The sequence below is a fragment of the Pedobacter sp. UC225_65 genome (assembly GCF_042698365.1).
Lineage (GTDB): Bacteria > Bacteroidota > Bacteroidia > Sphingobacteriales > Sphingobacteriaceae > Pedobacter.
Window position 1 is genome coordinate 3,474,377 of sequence record NZ_CP170550.1, and the last position, 18,010, is coordinate 3,492,386.

Sequence of the window (18,010 nt, forward strand, 5' to 3'; positions counted from 1 at the left end):
ATAAAATCAAATTTAACGCTATAGAAAATAGATTTCGCCAACAGAATAATATTTCCCCTTCTTTTTTAATTCATTCTAAAATTTATAGTGAATTGGCGAAAGCAAAAAATAATAATCCCAGCTATGGTCAGATCACAAAAAATAAAAAGAGCATGAAATCGGTTAAATGGTTTAAAATCTAATGGTTTAGCTGCCTCACAAAGATAATTTTACATTAAATGATGTCAGAAATTGCGTAAAAAAAATTAGATTTGCTCTCGTAAATAAAAAATCAATACCTCAACATGAGTGCAGTAGAAATAAATAAGGATACCTATTTGAAGTGGTTTGAGTCGATGTTGCTTATGCGCAAGTTCGAAGAAAAAACCGGACAGCTATACGGACAGCAAAAGATACGTGGTTTTTGCCACCTATACATCGGCCAAGAGGCAGTAGTTGCAGGCGCAATCTCTGCAATGGGACCAGACGATTCTATGATTACAGCTTATCGTGATCACGCACATGCTTTGGCATTGGGTGTAAGTGCAAACAGTATCATGGCAGAAATGTATGGTAAGATCACTGGTTGCTCTAAAGGTAAAGGTGGTTCAATGCACATCTTTAGCAAGGAACATAACTTTTATGGTGGACATGGTATCGTAGGTGGTCAGATTCCTTTAGGTGCAGGTATTGCATTTGCAGAGAAATATAAAGGCACCAAAAATGTAAACATCTGTTACATGGGCGACGGAGCAGTTCGTCAAGGGGCCTTAAACGAAGCTTTTAACATGGCCATGTTATGGAAATTACCAGTAGTTTTTGTTTGCGAGAACAATGGCTACGCCATGGGAACTTCTGTAGAGCGTACCACCAACATGACCGATATCTATAAAATCGGTTTAGGTTTTGATATGCCTTGTGCACCAGTTGACGGGATGGATCCAGTTGCCGTACACAATGCAATGGACGAAGCAATCCAACGTGCACGTAGTGGTGAAGGACCTACTTTCTTAGAAATGAGAACTTACCGCTACCGTGGTCACTCGATGTCTGATCCAGCAAAATACCGTACCAAAGACGAGTTGGAAGAATACAAATCAAAAGATCCAATTGAGCAAGTGAGAGAAATTATTCTGGAACAGAAATATGCTGATGATAAATGGATAGCTGAGATTGAAGAAAAAGTAAAAGGAATAGTTGATGAATCAGTGAAATTTGCTGAAGAATCTCCTTGGCCAGATGCATCTGAACTGTACAAAGATGTTTATGTGCAAACTGACTATCCATACCAAGATTAATTTTTTAGAACGCATTTTCAATAGATTTATATAAATGGCTGATATAGTAAAAATGCCCAAAATGAGCGATACCATGACCGAAGGGGTAATGGCGAAGTGGCATAAAAAAGTAGGCGATAAAGTTAAGAGCGGCGATGTTTTGGCCGAAGTAGAAACCGATAAGGCGACTATGGATTTAGAGTCTTATTGGGACGGAACATTATTGTTTGTTGGTGTTGAAGAGGGTAAAGCTGTACCGGTTGATGCTGTAATTGCCGTAATTGGTAAAGAAGGCGAAGACTATAAAGCTGCACTTGAAGCGGAAGGTGGTGCTACAACAGCAGCAGCTCCTAAAGCCGAAGAAGCTCCAAAAGAAGAAACTAAAGCGCCAGCACAAGGTGGTGGCTTAAGCGAAGAAGAATTGAGTAAAAAAGGAGTAACGGTAATCCGTATGCCTTTGTTAAGTGATACTATGACTGAAGGCGTTATCGCCGAATGGCATAAAAAGGTTGGTGATAAAGTTAAGGATGATGATGTGCTGGCCGACGTAGAAACCGATAAGGCTACGATGGAAGTGATGGGCTACGCAACTGGAACTTTATTGCATATTGGCGTAAACAAAGGTGAAGCAGCTAAAGTAAATGGCATTATCGCTATTGTTGGCCCTGAAGGAACAGATATCTCTGCTATTTTAGCACAAGGTGATGCTCCTGCTAAAACTACAAGCGCAGCAGCAGCTGAAAGCCCTAAAGCCGAAGTAACCCAGGAAGAAGCAAAACCTCAAGTTGTTGCCAATGCAAATACTGGTCGGATCATCGCTTCGCCTTTGGCTAAAAAAATTGCTAAAGAAAAAGGAATTGACCTAGCTCAGGTTGCCGGTAGTGCAGATGGTGGTCGTATCATTAAAAAGGATATCGAAAACTTTAAACCTGCGGCTACGCCTCAAGCTGATAGCCAGAAGTCAGAAAGTCCAAAAGAAAAAGCAGCTCCAGCAATTCCACAATTTGTTGGTGAGGAGAAATTTAGTGAGAGACCAGTTACCCAGATGCGTAAAGCAATCAGCAGACGTTTATCTGAAAGTTTATTTACTGCTCCTCATTTCTATGTAACCATGAGCATTGATATGGACCAAGCGATTGCGGCCCGTACCAAAATGAACGAATATGCCCCGGTTAAGATTTCTTTCAACGATCTAGTGTTAAAAGCGGTGGCTATTGCCTTGAAACAACATCCTGCAATTAATTCATCTTTCTTAGGTGATACCATCCGCACCAACGAACATGTACATATTGGTGTAGCTGTTGCAGTTGACGAAGGTCTATTGGTGCCTGTTATCCGCTTTGCTGATGGAAAATCATTAAGCCATATTTCTGCAGAGGTTAAAGAATATGCACAAAAAGCAAAATCTAAAAAACTACAACCAGCAGAAATGGAAGGTTCAACCTTTACCATCTCTAACTTGGGTATGTTCGGTGTAGATGAATTTACAGCCATTATCAATACACCAAATGCTTGTATCCTTGCCGTAAGTGGCATTGCACAAGTACCAGTAGTTAAAAATGGTGCAGTTGTACCAGGAAACGTAATGAAAGTTACCTTAAGCTGCGACCACCGTGTGGTTGATGGTGCTACAGGTGCGGCTTTCTTGCAGACTTTAAAAGCATTGTTAGAAGAACCAGTAAGGTTATTGGTTTAATCAATAATTATTATCCTCGGCTTGTCTGAGAATTTAATAAAAAGGCTACCTGTTTGGGTAGCCTTTTTTGTTTGGGTAATTTGTATTAAAAGTAAAGTAATGGATTAATGATATTCTACTTTAGACAATTAATTAGTGTAAAATATATGAATGCCAGAATCAGAAGTATTTCCTTTACTATCTCTTGTAATCACTTTCCAATAGTAAGTCGTCCCCGCATTTACGGCAACATCGGCTAAGGCATGATCTACTTGGTTACTTTTTAATAATGTTGGATTAGCATTGGTACCTAAATAGATATCATAATTTACAATATCGTTATCTACATCACTTCCCACCCATTGTAAGGTAATTTTACCAGCTGTTGGCGTAATGCGCTGTCCCATGGTTGGACTAGCCATCTCGGCAGGAAAAGGAGTATAAAAGCTTAGTGCTTCCCCGGCGTTATAAAATTTCCAAACTTCACTTTGTGCTGTTGTACTAGTTCTAGATGATTTAGCAGTTACAGACCAAGAATAAGGGGTGTTTCGAGATAATGTTACTGGTATTTCTGTGGTTGTTGTTGTTTGGGTAATAATCGATCCACTTTCCAAATTTTTTATAGTAAGTACATATGATTCTGCATTTTGAGATGCAGTCCATTTAAATGAGATAGAACTTAAAGTTGGCGAAATAATAGTGCCACTAATGCAAGTCTCATTATTGTTAGGGAGCGCTAATACCGCTTTTGTTGGTGGATCAATCACCTTAGGGGTTTTCTCACAACCGATGACTACTAGACATAATAGGCATATAAATAGATATTTTTTCATCTGATAGCGTTTATGATTAATCTTTTAAGACCTTATGGATGGTTTTTGTATTTCCGATAGATAGGGTAAGCACATGTAACCCTTTACTCAGTTTAGAAAGACTTACACCTACTCTTCCATATTCTGCAATATGCTGACTAGTATGCACCAACCTTCCATCTAACGAGTGTACTTCTATTTTAGCAAGACTTGATTCAGTACTTCCTGTAGAAATATAAAGAATGTCTTTTACCGGGTTTGGGTAAAATGAAATACGATTTGTAGTTAAAAATGTTCTTTCAATTATACCTTGACAGGTTTTATCAGAGGATATCTTAACAATATTATTTCCTTTAATTAAAGGAAGTGAAATCTCTTGATCAGTAGTTGTAATTACCTGACCATTCAAATCGATTCTATAGAAATTACTACCCTCTAGTTTCAATACCACAGTATTGCCATCATTTTTCAGGCTCGAATAGACAGCTAGGTCTTTCGGTTCTTTGATCACTAGGTCAAAGCATTGTTTATAGTTTGCCTGCCCATTAATGGTTATGCATACATTATATGTTCCAGCAGCAAGGTTATTTACTGCTAATACAGAGTTAAAGGGATGGGTAGTGGTTTTGTTGTTCCCAGAAATTGTTGCGGTATAATTTAGCGTTTGTGTTGCTGTAATTTGGATTGCACCATTGCCACTTCCTTTGCAGGTTACATCAGTTGATTTGATCGTAAAATTGCTTACAGGTAATGTATAAACAACATCTAGATTCTGAGGTACTTCAACAGCTGCGTTAAAATTATTATTACCAACTTGCATGGCAGTAATAACCGTAGCGCCTGATGCAATGATATGCACCTTGTTTCCTGTAATGGTAGCCACTGCTGTATTAGAACTTCTATAGGCAACAGGTAGCCCAGAACTTGCTGTAGCATTCAGCTCAAAATCAGGGTCATTATAGTTTTTAACTGTAATAGGCAAGAAAGTAATGGTTTGATTAGACTTATTTACAACCAAAGTAACAGCAACAGCAGTTGCCGCAGCAAACTCTGTATTGCCGGTCTGTGAAGCTGTAATGATTGTAGATCCAGCCCCAACAATATGTATTTTATTAGCAACAATTGTAGCAACATTGGGGTCTGAGCTTGTATAGGTTACCATCAGCCTTGAACTTGCACTTGCTCCTGGGTCAAAGTCTGGACTGTTGAGTTCCTTTGCGCTAAGATTAGGGAAAACAATGGTCTGAGCGAATTTACTAACAGTTAGATCAATCGAGATAGGTGTTGCTGGGCTATAATTTGCATCTCCATTTTGAATAGCCGTAATTGTTGTGGATCCAGCTCCAACAATGTGTACTTTCGAGTTGATGATGGTGGCAACAGCAGGATTAGAGCTTGTATAATTTACCATTAGCCCAGAAGTTGCAATACCATCTAGATCAAAGTCCTAATCTGTCACCAGTTTTGTTGGTATAGTTGAAAGGGAAATGCTCTGGTTAGCCTTGTTAACAAGTAAATTAAGGTTTACAATCGCTGGACTATAGGTAGCGTTACCAGTTTGTGTTGCGGTAATAATTGTCGTTCCGGCACTTATGATATGCACTTTGTTGTTCACAATTGTTGCGACTAAAGGATTACTGCTTGTATAAGTAATTGGAAGTCCAGAACTTGCTGTAACATTTGGATCAAAATCAATATCTCCATATGTTTTATTGGGGAAAGGATTAAATGTTAAAGTTTGTGAAGACTTTGTGATATAAGTAAAGCCGGATTTTGTTGCAACTCCTCCTGGTGTAGTTATACTCACATCTCCTGTTGCTCCATTTGCAATTATAGCGGTTATTTCAGTTGGAGAAACCACATTGAATGATGTCGCAATTACATTGCCAAAACGTACATCCGTAACAGACGAGAAATTAGTGCCTGTAATGGTTACTACAGTTCCCGTTGCGCCTGCTGTTGGGGTAAAAGAGGTAATTGTTGGAGATGATAAGCCACAGCTTCCAGCAGGAAATGGTATGATGGCACCATTGCAAGAAAGAGCACCCATTGCAGCGCTATTAATTAACATATAGTTTCCCCCTTCAATAACAGCAGCATTTAATGACCTGTTTGTAGTGCCGATTTTGGTATTATAATACATTGGATCTCCTACATTATTTACATGTACAAGGCCATGGGCATGTCCCAATTGATGTAAAGCGACTGTTTCGAAGTCATATTGATTACTTGAAGGGGCGCTACTTGTATAGTTCCAATTGTAATCTTGATTGTTAAACGTTATGTCCACATCTCCAAGCTCCCATTCTCCATTGGGACATCGTCTGAAACCCATTGAAGTGTAAGCTAAAGTTCCAACTATAATTTCACTTGCCCCTCCAAACTTGACCATGTTTACATTTGTAGAAGCAGCTTCACTTACTGTGGCTGTTGAGCCAATTCCCCAATTTATATTGGTTGCACATACCCATGTATCCATTGCTTTTTTAAAGGATGTGCTAGCTGCTGTATTGCTTGCAAAATTAGTTTCCATTCTGAAAGTGTAACCACCATTACCATTGTTATTTGAGAGTATTAAAGGCAATGCGTTATACGAGGTAAATACAGCATATTTTACAGTTAATGGAGTGTTGGACTTAATAGGATTATTATGATCGCCATTTAATATCACTGAAATTATACCAGATCCAGCACTTTCAGATACTTTGGCAACTATTTGTGTATTGCTCCAAGAAATAATTTCAGAGCTATTGGTCCCGATAGCAGCATCTCCATCCGCTCCCGACCATTTAAAAAAAACAGAGCCAGGTGTTGAGCCAAATCCAGAACCATTTATAGTGATTAGGCTCTGAGTGCCGGCAGAAATGCTGGTTGGACTAAAAGAACTGATGTAAGCAGGGCCATTGTTTATAGTATTACTTATGATTAATTGTCCTAAGTAAATGCCGCGTGTCGATCTATTATAATTATGGGCCCTCCAGTTCCGGCTCCAGCAGGAACCTTTACCTGTATCTTAGTATCCGTCCACAAGATATAATCGCTCTCTAAAACCTTTATCACGGTAAGGTTTGTTGGGTCTTGTCTGGAAAATGCAACGTAAGCATTTGGCCCCCTACTAGAGCCAAAGCCTATACCAGTAAAGGTGAGTACGCTTCCGGTTCCTGCGGTAATAGTTTTGGGATTGAAATCGATTATCTGACTAAATGTTGTCGAAGAAAGAATGAAAACAAAAAACAAAAAGCAAAGAGAGAAACGGAAATTTAGTATTTTTTTAATCATTGTATCTCAATTTTGAAAGGTGCTTTTTGTACAGTTTTTATATCAGATTTTGTTTGGGCAACGATTTTGGTGTAAACTTCTTTATTAATGTTTTTATAATTGCTAAACATATCGTTAGCCGAACCATTTTTTAAATCATACTGTATAAAGCCTTGTATTCCAGTATATACTTTTAACTGTGTAAGCTTGGTTGTGGTTGTTATTCTTGTGGTATTTGGTATAGCAGTAAAAACTCCAGCATCTCCAATTTTTAATTCAAGTGAATATGTAATGCGTTCCATTCTATCGCCAACAATTCCTCCTGGTGTGATGATCTCCACTTGCTTTGCAGTTAATTGACCTTTAAATACCTTATATACCTCAACAATATTAGCAGTGTAGATATGGGTCTTGTTTTCGTCCCAATAAGAGGTTTGACCAATTACCTTTCCTTCCAGAATGGTTGTGGCATTTTCAATACGTTGTTCTAAAGAAATTGGAACCAATTGTCCGAAAGAGGGACAAGCATAAAAAAGCAGAAGGAAGAGCCCTGCCGTTCTAAGAGATTTCATTGTTTTTTGAGTAGAAGTTAATGTCATAGATAGCGAATCAATTAAAGATTTAGTTGATAAATTTTTTGAAGATAATAGAAATCTTTAATTTTAGGGGAATTAATTTTAAAATTGCTGAATAGCAGATGTTTAAGATTTTGAATCGTTAATAATCTATTGTTTTCATTACTAAATTTAGGGGCTATTAAATTTGCATCTATAAAAACACTAACTTTAATTAACCTCATAAATTTAATGAAATGGATAATGCCCTAAGCCAACCAATTCAACTCAACCAGCGGACTGTAATTGTAGATATATTGAGGGGCTGGGCCCTTTTGGGTGTGGTGTTGATGAACTATTTCGACTTCTTTACCTTCGGTAGGGATTGGAATGCTTTCAAGCCCGATATGTTGACGAACATCTTGATGTTTTTTACCAGCATCTTCTTCTCCGCCAAATCATGGACCATGTTGAGCTTGCTTTTTGGCTATGGCTTTGCGGTATTAATGAACAATGTTAAAGGAAAGGGACATAACCCATACGGATTTTTTGCGGGAAGGATGTTTTGGCTCTTGATGTTGGCCTTGATCAATAGTGCCTTCTTTTTTGGAGATATCCTGAAAGATTATGCCATCTTGGGCTTATTGTTATTGCTCTTTTATAAAAGTTCGGCTAAAACAACCTTCATCACAAGTATCATCTTATTATTGGCTATTCCAGCAGTTTCGGCCTATATCAATTCCTTAAATGATTCGGGATGGAACCACATGTCTAAATTATTTCCATTGTACAGGAGCAATAACTTATTGGATGTACTGTCGTTTGGCTTGAAAGCAACGTATGTCGGACAAATGATCAGTAAGCCCTATCTATATACCGTCCATGTAGTGATGTTCTGCTGCTTTTTATGGGGTTTCTCTTTATATAAGATCAACTTCTTCAATGACCTAACTAGTAAAAGAAAAGAAATTAAGCGCACATTCTGGATCTCATTAGTGGTTACACTTTTGCTCACCGCATTTTTCCCGACCAGCCAAAAACTTAAATTACCCATACAAAACTATTATAACATGCGTTATTGGGTAATTTTAAGTACAATGATATTTATCGGTAGTGCTATCTGTTGGTTATACATTGCAGGAAAGTTAAAAGCGTTCTTCGCTAACTTGGCCATTATGGGTAAAATGACCTTGACCAATTACATGACCCAAAATCTGATTGGTTTACTGGTGTTTTCAGGCTTTGGCTTCGGTGTTTGGAATACAAAGCCTGTTTGGTTTTATCTGTTATTGGCCATTGTGGTTTACACTATACAAGTCTATTTTAGCAAGTGGTGGCTCTCTAGATATAACTATGGTCCAATAGAATGGATCCTGGAGACAATTGAGCTATCGCAAACGTCTGCCGCTAAAAAAATCAACTTTATAAATTTATACAACAGAACCGATGAAAAAATTAGCTTTTGCCTTATTGATAGCTATCACAATATGTGCTTGTAAACAGCCAAGTAAACCTTCAACCGAAACCAACAAGAATTTTGCGGCTTTATGTGAACAATATTATGAGGAGGGTTTAAAACTCAACCCGATCAATGCCACATTTATTGGTGACGAAAGATACAATGACCTTTTGGCCAATGATGGTTCTGTAGCTTATATAAAAGAATATGGAGCGTTTAATCAACGCTTCCTTGATAGTTTGACTAAATACGATAGAGAGCGTTTAAATGCGAACGACAAGCTTTCGTACGATTTTTTAAAGGATCAGCTAGACATGAACATCGAAGGGCTTAAATACCATTCAGAATACTTGCCATTTAACCAGATGTTTGCTTTGCCTTTAACCATCGGTCAATTAGGGTCTGGAACAGGAGCACAACCTTTTAAAACCGTAAAGAATTATGAAGATTGGCTGAAACGTGTAAATGCATTTGCGGTTTGGGCAGATACGGCCATTGGTAACTTTAAAAAAGGGATGCAAAGCGGTATTGTGCTGCCCAAAGCGTTAGTGGTTAAAATGATTCCGCAGATGCAGAGCATGGTAGTGGCCAATCCAGAGCAGAGTTTGTTCTACGACCCGATTAAATTGATGCCTAAAGATTTTTCTCCTGCAGATCAAAAAAGATTAACTGAGGCATACAAAAAAAGCATCCGAACCGTAATTGTACCAACCTATAAAAAACTAGGGGATTTCCTGCAAAATGAATACCTCCCTAAAGCAAGGACAAGTTCTGGCATGTCGGCCATGCCTGTTGGAGCAGAATGGTATGCTTATTTGGTTAGACAACAAACCACCACCAAGAAAACACCAGAAGAGATTTATCAAACAGGCTTGAAAGAGGTGGCGAGGATCAAAGCGCAAATGGATAGCATCAAAAATCTGGTCGGTTTTAAAGGTGATCTTAAGGCATTTTTCGAATACATGAAGACCGACCCCAAGTTTATGCCTTACAAAACGCCAAAAGAAGTATTGGCTGCGTTTGAAGACATCCACCAACGGATGAAGCCTAACTTGAAAAAGATGTTCGACCACGAACCTAAAACGCCTTTCGAAATCAGACAGACAGAAGCTTTCAGGGCGGCATCGGCAAGTGCAGAATATAACCAAGGCTCTGCAGATGGTAAAAGACCAGGCATATTTTATGTACCCATTTTAGATGCAACTAAGTTTAACATCACTTCTGGAATGGAATCCCTATTTTTACACGAAGCCATCCCTGGGCACCATTATCAGATTTCCTTAACGCAAGAAAATACCTCCTTGCCGAAATTCCGCAGGTTTGGTTTCCATAATGCCTATGTAGAAGGCTGGGCGCTGTATTGCGAATCATTAGGTAAAGAATTAGGCCTATACCAAGACCCCTATCAACACATGGGGGCGCTTGGCGATGAAATGCACCGTGCCATCCGTTTGGTGGTTGATGTGGCCATCCATACCAAGAACATGAGCAGAGAAGAAGCCATCAAATACATGATGGACAATGAGGCCATCAGCGAAGAAGGAGCAACTGCTGAAATTGAACGTTACATGGGTATTCCAGCCCAGGCATTGGGGTACAAAACCGGAGCAATGAAGATAAGGGAGTTGAGAACCAAGTATGAAAAAGAATTGGGCACCAAGTTCAAACTCTCTGCTTTCCATACCGAGGTATTGAAAGATGGTTCATTGCCTTTAAGCGTTTTTGAAGCAAAAATGGATACTTGGGCGGCTAGCCAGAAATAAAATAGAAAATGTAAGGTGGAAGAGGGGCAATGCTTTCATCTTATATTTGTCTTTTTTACTTGTTTCTGTTACCAAACGAAAGCCAAAAAACCTATTTTTGAGCAATTAAAATCAAAAGCTAATGATAGCCCACCACGTATTATTCTGGCTAAAGGCCGACACTACTGAAACACAAAAAGCCAATTTCCGTAAAGGATTGGATTCTTTAGAGCACATTGAAGTTGTACAATATTTTCACATTGGTACTCCAGCTCCGATAGAACGTGCGGTAGTTGATACGACCTATACCTTTAGCCTGGTTTTGTTTTTTGAAGATTTGGCCGGTCATGACGTTTATCAGAGCCATCCGATCCATCAAGCTTTTTTGGATGAGTTTAGGGTCTTTTTCGAAAAGGTCATCATCTACGATGCCGAGTAGTAAAAAAATCTGATCAATTGCTAATCGAAAGCTGCAAACAGAGAACTGAAAACTGCCATCTTTTTTAGTATTTTTGCGCCATGTCTATTACCAAGCCAAGTTTACCCAAAGGAACAAGAGATTTTTCGCCGCAAGAAATGGTGAAACGCAATTATATTTTTGATACCATTAAAACGGTTTTCAAGAAATATGGTTATGCCGAAATACAAACACCAAGTATGGAGAACTTGTCTACCTTAACTGGTAAATATGGTGATGAAGGTGACAAACTCATCTTCAAGATTTTAAATAGTGGAGATTTTTTAAAGGAAGCAGACAACAAAAAGCAAAAAGATCAGGATTTTGAATACAATTCAAGAAACCTATTACCACTTGTTTCTGAAAAAGCATTACGTTATGATCTTACCGTGCCTTTTGCCCGTTATGTGGTAATGCACCAGAGCGAAATTTCATTCCCATTCAAGCGTTTTCAGGTACAGCCTGTTTGGCGTGCAGACCGCCCTCAAAAAGGACGCTACAGAGAGTTCTATCAATGTGATGCAGATGTGGTTGGTTCTCCCTCACTATTAAACGAGGCAGAGTTTGTGCTGATCTACCACGAAGCCTTGAGTAATCTAGGCCTGAAGGATTTTAACATCAAGATCAATAACCGTAAGATACTATCAGGCATAGCCGAAATTATTGGTAAGCCAGAGCTGATCGTAGACATGACGGTGGCGATTGATAAACTGGATAAGATTGGTTTTGAAGGGGTAACAAAAGAACTATTAGAACGTGGTTTTACAACTGCCGATATTGATCAATTGAAACCTGTGATATTGCTGCAAGGTTCGAACCTTGAAAAATTAACAAGTTTAAAATCTGTTTTAACTAATTCGGCAATAGGCTTAAAAGGAATTGAAGAAATTGAAACAGTCTTCAAATATATCTCTAATCTCCAGTCTCCAATTTCTAATCTCTCAACAGTAGTTGAATTAGACATTACCTTGGCACGTGGTTTAAATTATTACACAGGCTGTATCTTTGAGGTAAAAACCAACGAGGTGGCCATGGGCAGTATTGGTGGTGGTGGCCGTTATGACGACCTGACAGGAATGTTTGGCTTAAAAGACCTTACTGGTGTTGGAATTTCGTTTGGCGCAGATCGAATTTATGATGTGCTGGAAGAATTGAATCTTTTTCCAACGTCGGCCGCACAGGGCACAACCGTATTGATCAGTAATTTTGATGAGGAAGCAGAATTATATGCCTTGCCGATCTTGCAACAATTAAGGACAGCCAATATCTCGGCAGAATTGTATCCGTCAGCAGCGAAACTTAAAAAACAGATGAGCTATGCAGATGCAAAACATATTCCTTATGTGATCTTAATTGGAGGGGATGAGATGCAAAGTGGACTATTGACGCTCAAAAACATGGAAAGTGGTGATCAGCAAAAGCTGGATGTCAATGCCATTGTCACTTATTTAAGCAAATAGTTATTTCTTGCCCATAAAGCTATCTAGGTTTTTCATGGCCTGGGCGCTCACTTTTTTTCGTAGAAAATTGGTCCAACCCAATAAAATACCATTGATACCCAAGGCCTGTTTGGCCCAAGTGTAAAAACTAAAATGGTCTGTATGTTTAACAATTTTGCCATTTTCTATTTCAAAACTGGCGTCAATGCGGTTGATCACTTTGTTGCCTGTTGAAGAAAAGGTATAATAGGCATCCCAATGTGCAGTTGCCGTATGGTCATTGGCAGAGACATTGCCAAACTCAACACGCATATCCTTGCCTTTTTGGATCAGCATTTCCCACATCGCCCTAACTTGGCTCGCATTAAGATTTTTGAATACAGCATCGCTAAAAGTAGCATGGTCGGCATAACAGGCCTGCATCCCTTTATAATCCTTTTGCTGAAAACAAGTGTAGAAATGGTGTATAAGTTCTTCGTTGGCGTTCATCCTATTTTTGTTTATTTAAATGTAGGAAAAATATACCCGATAAATATCAATAAGTTTTTCCGGCCAAAATGCCTTCTATCTTATCCAAAAGGTCGTCAATGTCAAAAGGTTTCGCTAAAAATCCATTGGGTTTGTGGTCGCCATGTTGTATGTTTTGCGCAGTGTATTTAGCAGAAATCATCAATACAGGAATATTAGCAGTCTGCTGGTTGGTTCGGATTTGGCTTAATAGCTCCCTTCCATCTCCATCAGGAAGCATAATATCCAAGATGATCAAATCTGGTTGGAAGGCGTCAATATGTTGCATCATATCGGCGCTTTTGTTTAAACCGGCAACTTTGTAAGCTTCGCTTTGCAGTATCAAAGTTATAACATCTAAAATGGCATGATTATCTTCGATAACCAAGATGTTTTTATATTTTTTTTTGTTTTTTGCCAAGGTGTTAGAACATTTAATTTTTACAAATATATTTAATGTAATGATATTTTAAGCATAATCTATTTGTAAGAAATATGCTGTAAATTTATTGTCAGATAATAGTTACAAGCAAACAATTGTAACAGCAAAACACTTTAGTTAAATAAAAAACAATTGATATGAAAAGAAATGCAACAGCCGTTTGGAATGGCACTGGAAAAGATGGAAAAGGAACCTTGACCACACAAAGTGGCACATTAAATCAAACCCAATATTCTTTCAAAAGTCGTTTTGAGGAAGGTGTTGGTACAAACCCTGAAGAACTGGTTGCTGCGGCACATGCTGGTTGTTTTGCCATGAAATTGAGTTTCAACATTTCTGCAGAAAATATAACTCCCGAAGAATTGACTACCAAGGCCATTGTAAATCTTAATCCTGAAAAAGGAGAGATTGTAGATATCCATTTAGAGGTGAAGGTAAAAGCAGAAGGCTTGTCTAAAGAGAAATTTGATGAATTGGTGGCCGATGCAAAAGCGAATTGCCCAATCTCCAAATTATTGAATACGACCATTACCATTGAAGCTGAATTGCTATAACAAGATTTTTTTAAAATAAGATGCCGGTCAAATTCGATTTGGGCGGCATTTTTATTTCACAGTTTTTAACATTAAAGCGGTTGAAATATTATTAACTTTGAATCTCACCCTGTGTGTGATGACCAATGTTATGAAGAAAACCTTTTTATTGATTGCCCTACTGTTTGTAAGTACAGTTACCTTTTCTCAGAATGTTTTAAGCCTATTCAGCAAAACAAACCAGTTTTTCATTTTTATGGCTGAAGAAAAATTTACCGATGCCCATAAATCTTTTGATGAGACAGAGCAAGCAAAAATTTCGCCCGAACAGCTCAAAGAACTGTGGGATAATATTACAGCCAAGCTGGGTAAACCAGTAACATTAGATGCGGTTCAGAGCAAGCTTCAAGGAGAATTTTATGCTGTTACCGTAGAGGGTGAATTTGAAAAGGACAACCAAAACTTCGTGGTTTTGTTTAACAAGGCCGAAAAAATAATCGGTTTGTTTATGCCGCCTAAAGCATCGGTATATACCAAACCATTGTATGCCGATACCAATTTGTACGAAGAAAAATCGGTATACCTTCAAACCCCTGGTCATCAATTGGCAGCGGTAATCACCACCCCTAAAAATGTAAAAAACTTCCCAATGGTGGTTTTGGTACATGGTTCTGGTCCAAATGATATGGATGCCAGCGTTGGTCCAAATAAACCTTTTAAAGATTTGGCAGCAGGTTTAGCTTCAAAAGGAATAGGTTCGATCCGTTATGTAAAAAGAACCTTAGTATATGCCCATGAGTTTACAAAGACATTTACGGTTAAGGAAGAAGTAACAGACGATGCAGTTGCTGCAGTAGCTTTGGCCAAGACTGTTGCAGGGGCCAATCCGAAGAATGTATATGTATTTGGACATAGCTTAGGTGGTATGCTGGCGCCTCGTATTGCTACCCTTACACCAGACATTGCAGGGATTATTTTAGCGGCAGCTCCGGCAAGAAAATTAACTGATATTATTGTTGAGCAGAATAAATACATGTTCGAATTGGCAAAGGATACTACAGAGGCCAGTAAAAAACAATTCCAGACCGTGATCACCGAAATTGAGAGAAGTAAACTTTCTAAGTTGAACGATATCAAAGCAGATTCGGTAATTATCGGTTTGCCTGCTGCTTATTGGGTAGACCTAAATGTGTATGACCAAGTTGCAACCGCAAAGAAATTAACCAAGCCACGTATTTTCGTTTTACAGGGAGGGAATGACATCCAAGTTTCTGAAACAGATTACAATTTATGGAGTGCTGGTCTGGCCAAAAAAGCAAATGTTACCTTTAAGCTATATCCAGAATTGAACCACTTGTTAAGCCCACAGACGGAGAAAAGCAATGGCTCGCAATATCAGGTTCCGGTAAACGTATCTGAAACACTGATCAACGATATTGCCGCATGGATTAAGGCGGGTAAGTAAGGGCCATGAAAAGATAGTTATGGTACGTTTAGAATTTTGGTTTAAAAAGCGTACCTTTGCACCAAAATTGTTTCCCTGAAGGCTGTGCTTTAAAATTTTGCAATCATTTCATAAACAAATACATATCAAAAGATTTTATGAAAAAGGTTGGAGATTACAGAAAAATTTTAGGCGTTACCAAAGCCACAGAGTTAAAAGAGGATCAAGAGCATCTATAGAGGCTTGATGAAAGATTGGCACCCTGATAAGTTTACTGAAAGCGCTGAAAGCCAATTGGCGGCAGAAGAAAAAAGTAAAGAAATTATCGAAGCTTATACTTTTTTGGTGAGCATTGCACCAGAAACTTTAGCACACGCTAAAGATGAATACATCCAAACGACAACTTTATCTAACATTCAGGATTTTCAATACAAAGACCAGATTCTTCGTATCGACTTTTTTGATGGTAGTGGTTATGAGTATTTTGATGTGCCTAGAGCAATGTACATTAAATTGGTAAACGCCGACTCGCCAGGTAGATTTGCAAGAAGACACATTTTCAATGCATTTCCTTACCGTAATGTAAGTAAATTGGCAACGGCCTAATCGCCATTTTCTAGCCAATTTTTCCAGTTATTGTTTTTAAATTCGTAACCTAAAATAGTAGGCACGTTGATGCTGTCTACCTGTTTCCATGGTAAAAGCTCATCCACAAATTGCGGTTCAGCCATATTGGCTGTGCTACAGGCTGCGGTATAAAATATTGCTCTTGTTGGATGGTCTGGCACAACGCCATGATAAATATGTCCAAAAGCTTTTTGCGTAATGATCGCTAAGGTGATACCCAGACAATCGTCAAGGTGGATCAGGTTAACTGGTGCCAGTCCATTTGGGATAGCAGTTCTACCTGCAAAATGTTTGGCTAGGTTTCTACCCGGACCAATCAATCCTGCAAAGCGGATAATGGTAAGCGTCGATGATTTTTTTTCATTGGCCAACTGTTCAGCGGCAAACATCGCCTTGCCCGAATCGGTATCAGGACTCTGGAATGGTATTTTCGTCTACCTTAAAATTCCCATCTTGGTAAACCCCCGTTGAACTGATCAAAATGATGTGTTGAACACCTTGTGTTGCTGCAGCAGCAATGATCTGTTTAATTTTAGTAGGAAAATCTTTTAAGTTTGGTGAACTTCGTTTGGGTGGAATGCTGATGACCAAAAAATCGCATTGAAAAAAAGACTCATCAAAAGAACCCTCACCCTCCTCAAAATTGACCAAATAGGCTTCAATACCTGTCTCTTGCAAACGGGCTAACTTATCTTCACTTGTTGTAGATCCTTTAACCCGATAGCCATGGCCAACCAGCTTTTTAGCCAGTGCCAATCCATACCAGCCACAACCTAAAATACTGATCGTTTCTTTTGTCGTATCCATCTTAATGCTTGCAAATTTTAAGCAAGTTAAGGCAATTGCACTATAAGTTTAAACATAGCTTTTTTCTTGACACAGGCCTGTATTTTAACGCTACTAAATATGTAAGGATATACGTAATTTTAGTCCGAAAACTTAAAACAGAAAAAATGAAATTAACAATCAAAACTATTTTGTTGCTTTTAGTTGTATGGGGTATGCAATTAGAGGTAAACGCCCAAGGTCTTAAGATGCCACAAGCAAGTAGTGGACAAACATTGATCCAGGATTTTGGATTGGGAAAAATTACCATCACGTATTCGCGTCCCAACACTAAAGGTCGTAAGGTATTTGGTGATTTGGAGCCATTTGATAAGGTTTGGCGTACGGGTGCCAATTCGGCAACGGTGATCAAATTTACAGAGTCGGTAAACTTAAATGGTAAGATTGTTCCAGCTGGAGAATATGGCCTGTTTACCATTCCAAATCCAACAGAATGGACAGTGATCTTAAGTAAAACCGCTCAACAATGGGGAGCTTATACCTACAAAGAATCTGACGACGTTTTACGTTTTAAGGTAAAACCAACTGTATTGAAAGACAAGGTTGAAACCTTTACCATCCAATTTGCCAATGTATTGCCAACTTCGGCTCAATTGCAGTTGATGTGGGAAAACACAGCCATCTCGATCAACCTTACCACTTCTATTGATGAAAAAGTAATGGCCAATATCGATGAGGCGATGAAAGGTGAGAAGAAACCATACTTCCAAGCTGCACAATACTATTTCGAAAATGGTAAAAGCTTAAAAACAGCATTGAACTGGATGAACGAAGCTGAAAAAGCAGATCCAAAAGCACCATGGGTAAAACTATGGAAAGGACGTGTATTGTTGAAATTGGGAGATAAAGAAGCTGCTCAGGTAACTGCAAAAGAGGGAATCGCTTTAGCTACAGAAGCTAAAAATGATGAATACATCCGTCTAAATTCTCAACTTTTGGCCGAAGCTAAAAAATAGTTC

Annotated in this window: 19 protein-coding genes and 1 pseudogene; 10 read left to right on the forward strand and 10 right to left on the reverse strand. The window is 38.6% G+C overall.

All coding sequences use genetic code 11. The features are described 5' to 3' along the window. Positions 1-284: 284 nt before the first annotated feature. Positions 285-1,277, forward strand: coding sequence for a pyruvate dehydrogenase (acetyl-transferring) E1 component subunit alpha (gene pdhA / locus ACFJIZ_RS18305; protein WP_379087341.1), 993 nt, complete (start codon positions 285-287; stop codon positions 1,275-1,277). A gap of 34 nt (positions 1,278-1,311) precedes the next feature. Next, complete coding sequence (locus ACFJIZ_RS18310) at positions 1,312-2,952, forward strand: 2-oxo acid dehydrogenase subunit E2 (protein WP_379087344.1); 1,641 nt, start codon at positions 1,312-1,314, stop codon at positions 2,950-2,952. Positions 2,953-3,080: 128 nt separating this feature from the next. Here the strand turns inward: ACFJIZ_RS18310 and ACFJIZ_RS18315 are convergent, their stop codons facing one another. The 6 genes and pseudogenes from ACFJIZ_RS18315 to ACFJIZ_RS18340 all read right to left on the reverse strand — a co-directional run bounded on the left by ACFJIZ_RS18315 (position 3,081) and on the right by ACFJIZ_RS18340 (position 7,600). After that, positions 3,081-3,764, reverse strand: coding sequence for a hypothetical protein (locus ACFJIZ_RS18315; protein ID WP_379087347.1), 684 nt, complete (start codon positions 3,762-3,764; stop codon positions 3,081-3,083). A 16-nt stretch (positions 3,765-3,780) separates the two neighbouring features. Then, on the reverse strand, positions 3,781-5,154 hold the full coding sequence (locus ACFJIZ_RS18320) for a T9SS type A sorting domain-containing protein (RefSeq protein ID WP_379087349.1): 1,374 nt from the start codon (positions 5,152-5,154) through the stop codon (positions 3,781-3,783). Positions 5,155-5,190: 36 nt separating this feature from the next. Beyond that, positions 5,191-6,276: a matrixin family metalloprotease gene (locus ACFJIZ_RS18325; RefSeq protein WP_379087352.1), complete on the reverse strand. Its 1,086-nt coding sequence runs from the start codon at positions 6,274-6,276 to the stop codon at positions 5,191-5,193. A 93-nt stretch (positions 6,277-6,369) separates the two neighbouring features. Continuing rightward, positions 6,370-6,687 (reverse strand): annotated as a pseudogene (locus ACFJIZ_RS18330) (IPT/TIG domain-containing protein); the annotation flags it as partial. Beyond that, a complete protein-coding gene (locus tag ACFJIZ_RS18335) occupies positions 6,678-7,022 on the reverse strand; it encodes an IPT/TIG domain-containing protein (RefSeq protein WP_379087355.1) in 345 nt (114 codons plus the stop codon). The pseudogene ACFJIZ_RS18330 and the gene ACFJIZ_RS18335, both read right to left, overlap by 10 nt. Next, positions 7,019-7,600 (reverse strand): hypothetical protein, encoded by a 582-nt coding sequence (locus ACFJIZ_RS18340; protein ID WP_379087358.1) that lies wholly within the window; start codon positions 7,598-7,600, stop codon positions 7,019-7,021. The genes ACFJIZ_RS18335 and ACFJIZ_RS18340 overlap by 4 nt, the downstream gene beginning before the upstream one ends. 212 nt (positions 7,601-7,812) lie before the next feature. On the opposite strand from ACFJIZ_RS18340, the gene ACFJIZ_RS18345 reads away from it, so the two are divergent. The 4 genes from ACFJIZ_RS18345 to hisS all read left to right on the forward strand — a co-directional run bounded on the left by ACFJIZ_RS18345 (position 7,813) and on the right by hisS (position 12,673). Then, positions 7,813-9,054 (forward strand): DUF418 domain-containing protein, encoded by a 1,242-nt coding sequence (locus tag ACFJIZ_RS18345; RefSeq protein ID WP_379087361.1) that lies wholly within the window; start codon positions 7,813-7,815, stop codon positions 9,052-9,054. Beyond that, a complete protein-coding gene (locus ACFJIZ_RS18350; RefSeq protein WP_379087364.1) occupies positions 9,002-10,777 on the forward strand; it encodes a DUF885 domain-containing protein in 1,776 nt (591 codons plus the stop codon). The genes ACFJIZ_RS18345 and ACFJIZ_RS18350 overlap by 53 nt, the downstream gene beginning before the upstream one ends. Positions 10,778-10,898: 121 nt before the next feature. Continuing rightward, entirely contained in the window at positions 10,899-11,195 is a 297-nt protein-coding gene (locus ACFJIZ_RS18355; RefSeq protein WP_379087367.1) for a Dabb family protein, read from the forward strand. 80 nt (positions 11,196-11,275) lie between these two features. Further along, positions 11,276-12,673 (forward strand): histidine--tRNA ligase, encoded by a 1,398-nt coding sequence (gene hisS, locus ACFJIZ_RS18360; protein ID WP_379087370.1) that lies wholly within the window; start codon positions 11,276-11,278, stop codon positions 12,671-12,673. Here hisS and ACFJIZ_RS18365 read toward each other — a convergent pair whose 3' ends face one another. Continuing rightward, a complete protein-coding gene (locus tag ACFJIZ_RS18365) occupies positions 12,674-13,141 on the reverse strand; it encodes a nuclear transport factor 2 family protein (protein ID WP_379087373.1) in 468 nt (155 codons plus the stop codon). A 46-nt stretch (positions 13,142-13,187) separates the two neighbouring features. Further along, complete coding sequence (locus ACFJIZ_RS18370; protein ID WP_379087376.1) at positions 13,188-13,580, reverse strand: response regulator transcription factor; 393 nt, start codon at positions 13,578-13,580, stop codon at positions 13,188-13,190. A gap of 158 nt (positions 13,581-13,738) precedes the next feature. Here ACFJIZ_RS18370 and ACFJIZ_RS18375 point away from each other — a divergent pair, with 158 nt between their 5' ends. The 3 genes from ACFJIZ_RS18375 to ACFJIZ_RS18385 all read left to right on the forward strand — a co-directional run bounded on the left by ACFJIZ_RS18375 (position 13,739) and on the right by ACFJIZ_RS18385 (position 16,184). Beyond that, positions 13,739-14,155, forward strand: a complete 417-nt coding sequence (locus ACFJIZ_RS18375; RefSeq protein ID WP_379087379.1) for an OsmC family peroxiredoxin — start codon at positions 13,739-13,741, stop codon at positions 14,153-14,155. Positions 14,156-14,285: 130 nt separating this feature from the next. Then, on the forward strand, positions 14,286-15,599 hold the full coding sequence (locus ACFJIZ_RS18380) for an alpha/beta fold hydrolase (RefSeq protein ID WP_379087382.1): 1,314 nt from the start codon (positions 14,286-14,288) through the stop codon (positions 15,597-15,599). A gap of 225 nt (positions 15,600-15,824) precedes the next feature. After that, a complete protein-coding gene (locus ACFJIZ_RS18385) occupies positions 15,825-16,184 on the forward strand; it encodes a KTSC domain-containing protein (RefSeq protein WP_379087385.1) in 360 nt (119 codons plus the stop codon). On the opposite strand, the gene ACFJIZ_RS18390 is transcribed toward ACFJIZ_RS18385, so the two are convergent. Together ACFJIZ_RS18390 and ACFJIZ_RS18395 are read right to left on the reverse strand one after the other, a co-directional pair. Continuing rightward, positions 16,181-16,594, reverse strand: coding sequence for a hypothetical protein (locus tag ACFJIZ_RS18390; protein ID WP_379087388.1), 414 nt, complete (start codon positions 16,592-16,594; stop codon positions 16,181-16,183). The genes ACFJIZ_RS18385 and ACFJIZ_RS18390 overlap by 4 nt on opposite strands. Before the next feature lie 19 nt (positions 16,595-16,613). Beyond that, on the reverse strand, positions 16,614-17,012 hold the full coding sequence (locus ACFJIZ_RS18395; RefSeq protein WP_379087391.1) for an NAD(P)H-binding protein: 399 nt from the start codon (positions 17,010-17,012) through the stop codon (positions 16,614-16,616). 146 nt (positions 17,013-17,158) lie between these two features. On the opposite strand from ACFJIZ_RS18395, the gene ACFJIZ_RS18400 reads away from it, so the two are divergent. Continuing rightward, positions 17,159-18,007 carry a DUF2911 domain-containing protein gene (locus tag ACFJIZ_RS18400; protein ID WP_379087393.1) on the forward strand — a complete coding sequence of 283 codons (849 nt, stop codon included), beginning with the start codon at positions 17,159-17,161 and terminating at the stop codon, positions 18,005-18,007. Positions 18,008-18,010 lie beyond the last annotated feature (3 nt).

What these genes read in the sequence shown, in the direction of transcription:
- pdhA (WP_379087341.1), top strand. Translation starts at nt 285, where the DNA reads ATGAGTGCAGTAGAAATAAATAAGGATACCTATTTGAAGTGGTTTGAG.
- ACFJIZ_RS18310 (WP_379087344.1), top strand. Translation starts at nt 1,312, where the DNA reads ATGGCTGATATAGTAAAAATGCCCAAAATGAGCGATACCATGACCGAA.
- ACFJIZ_RS18315 (WP_379087347.1), bottom strand. Translation starts at nt 3,764, where the DNA reads ATGAAAAAATATCTATTTATATGCCTATTATGTCTAGTAGTCATCGGT.
- ACFJIZ_RS18320 (WP_379087349.1), bottom strand. Translation starts at nt 5,154, where the DNA reads ATGGTAAATTATACAAGCTCTAATCCTGCTGTTGCCACCATCATCAAC.
- ACFJIZ_RS18325 (WP_379087352.1), bottom strand. Translation starts at nt 6,276, where the DNA reads ATGGAAACTAATTTTGCAAGCAATACAGCAGCTAGCACATCCTTTAAA.
- ACFJIZ_RS18335 (WP_379087355.1), bottom strand. Translation starts at nt 7,022, where the DNA reads ATGATTAAAAAAATACTAAATTTCCGTTTCTCTCTTTGCTTTTTGTTT.
- ACFJIZ_RS18340 (WP_379087358.1), bottom strand. Translation starts at nt 7,600, where the DNA reads ATGACATTAACTTCTACTCAAAAAACAATGAAATCTCTTAGAACGGCA.
- ACFJIZ_RS18345 (WP_379087361.1), top strand. Translation starts at nt 7,813, where the DNA reads ATGGATAATGCCCTAAGCCAACCAATTCAACTCAACCAGCGGACTGTA.
- ACFJIZ_RS18350 (WP_379087364.1), top strand. Translation starts at nt 9,002, where the DNA reads ATGAAAAAATTAGCTTTTGCCTTATTGATAGCTATCACAATATGTGCT.
- ACFJIZ_RS18355 (WP_379087367.1), top strand. Translation starts at nt 10,899, where the DNA reads ATGATAGCCCACCACGTATTATTCTGGCTAAAGGCCGACACTACTGAA.
- hisS (WP_379087370.1), top strand. Translation starts at nt 11,276, where the DNA reads ATGTCTATTACCAAGCCAAGTTTACCCAAAGGAACAAGAGATTTTTCG.
- ACFJIZ_RS18365 (WP_379087373.1), bottom strand. Translation starts at nt 13,141, where the DNA reads ATGAACGCCAACGAAGAACTTATACACCATTTCTACACTTGTTTTCAG.
- ACFJIZ_RS18375 (WP_379087379.1), top strand. Translation starts at nt 13,739, where the DNA reads ATGAAAAGAAATGCAACAGCCGTTTGGAATGGCACTGGAAAAGATGGA.
- ACFJIZ_RS18380 (WP_379087382.1), top strand. Translation starts at nt 14,286, where the DNA reads ATGAAGAAAACCTTTTTATTGATTGCCCTACTGTTTGTAAGTACAGTT.
- ACFJIZ_RS18385 (WP_379087385.1), top strand. Translation starts at nt 15,825, where the DNA reads ATGAAAGATTGGCACCCTGATAAGTTTACTGAAAGCGCTGAAAGCCAA.
- ACFJIZ_RS18390 (WP_379087388.1), bottom strand. Translation starts at nt 16,594, where the DNA reads ATGTTTGCCGCTGAACAGTTGGCCAATGAAAAAAAATCATCGACGCTT.
- ACFJIZ_RS18395 (WP_379087391.1), bottom strand. Translation starts at nt 17,012, where the DNA reads ATGGATACGACAAAAGAAACGATCAGTATTTTAGGTTGTGGCTGGTAT.
- ACFJIZ_RS18400 (WP_379087393.1), top strand. Translation starts at nt 17,159, where the DNA reads ATGAAATTAACAATCAAAACTATTTTGTTGCTTTTAGTTGTATGGGGT.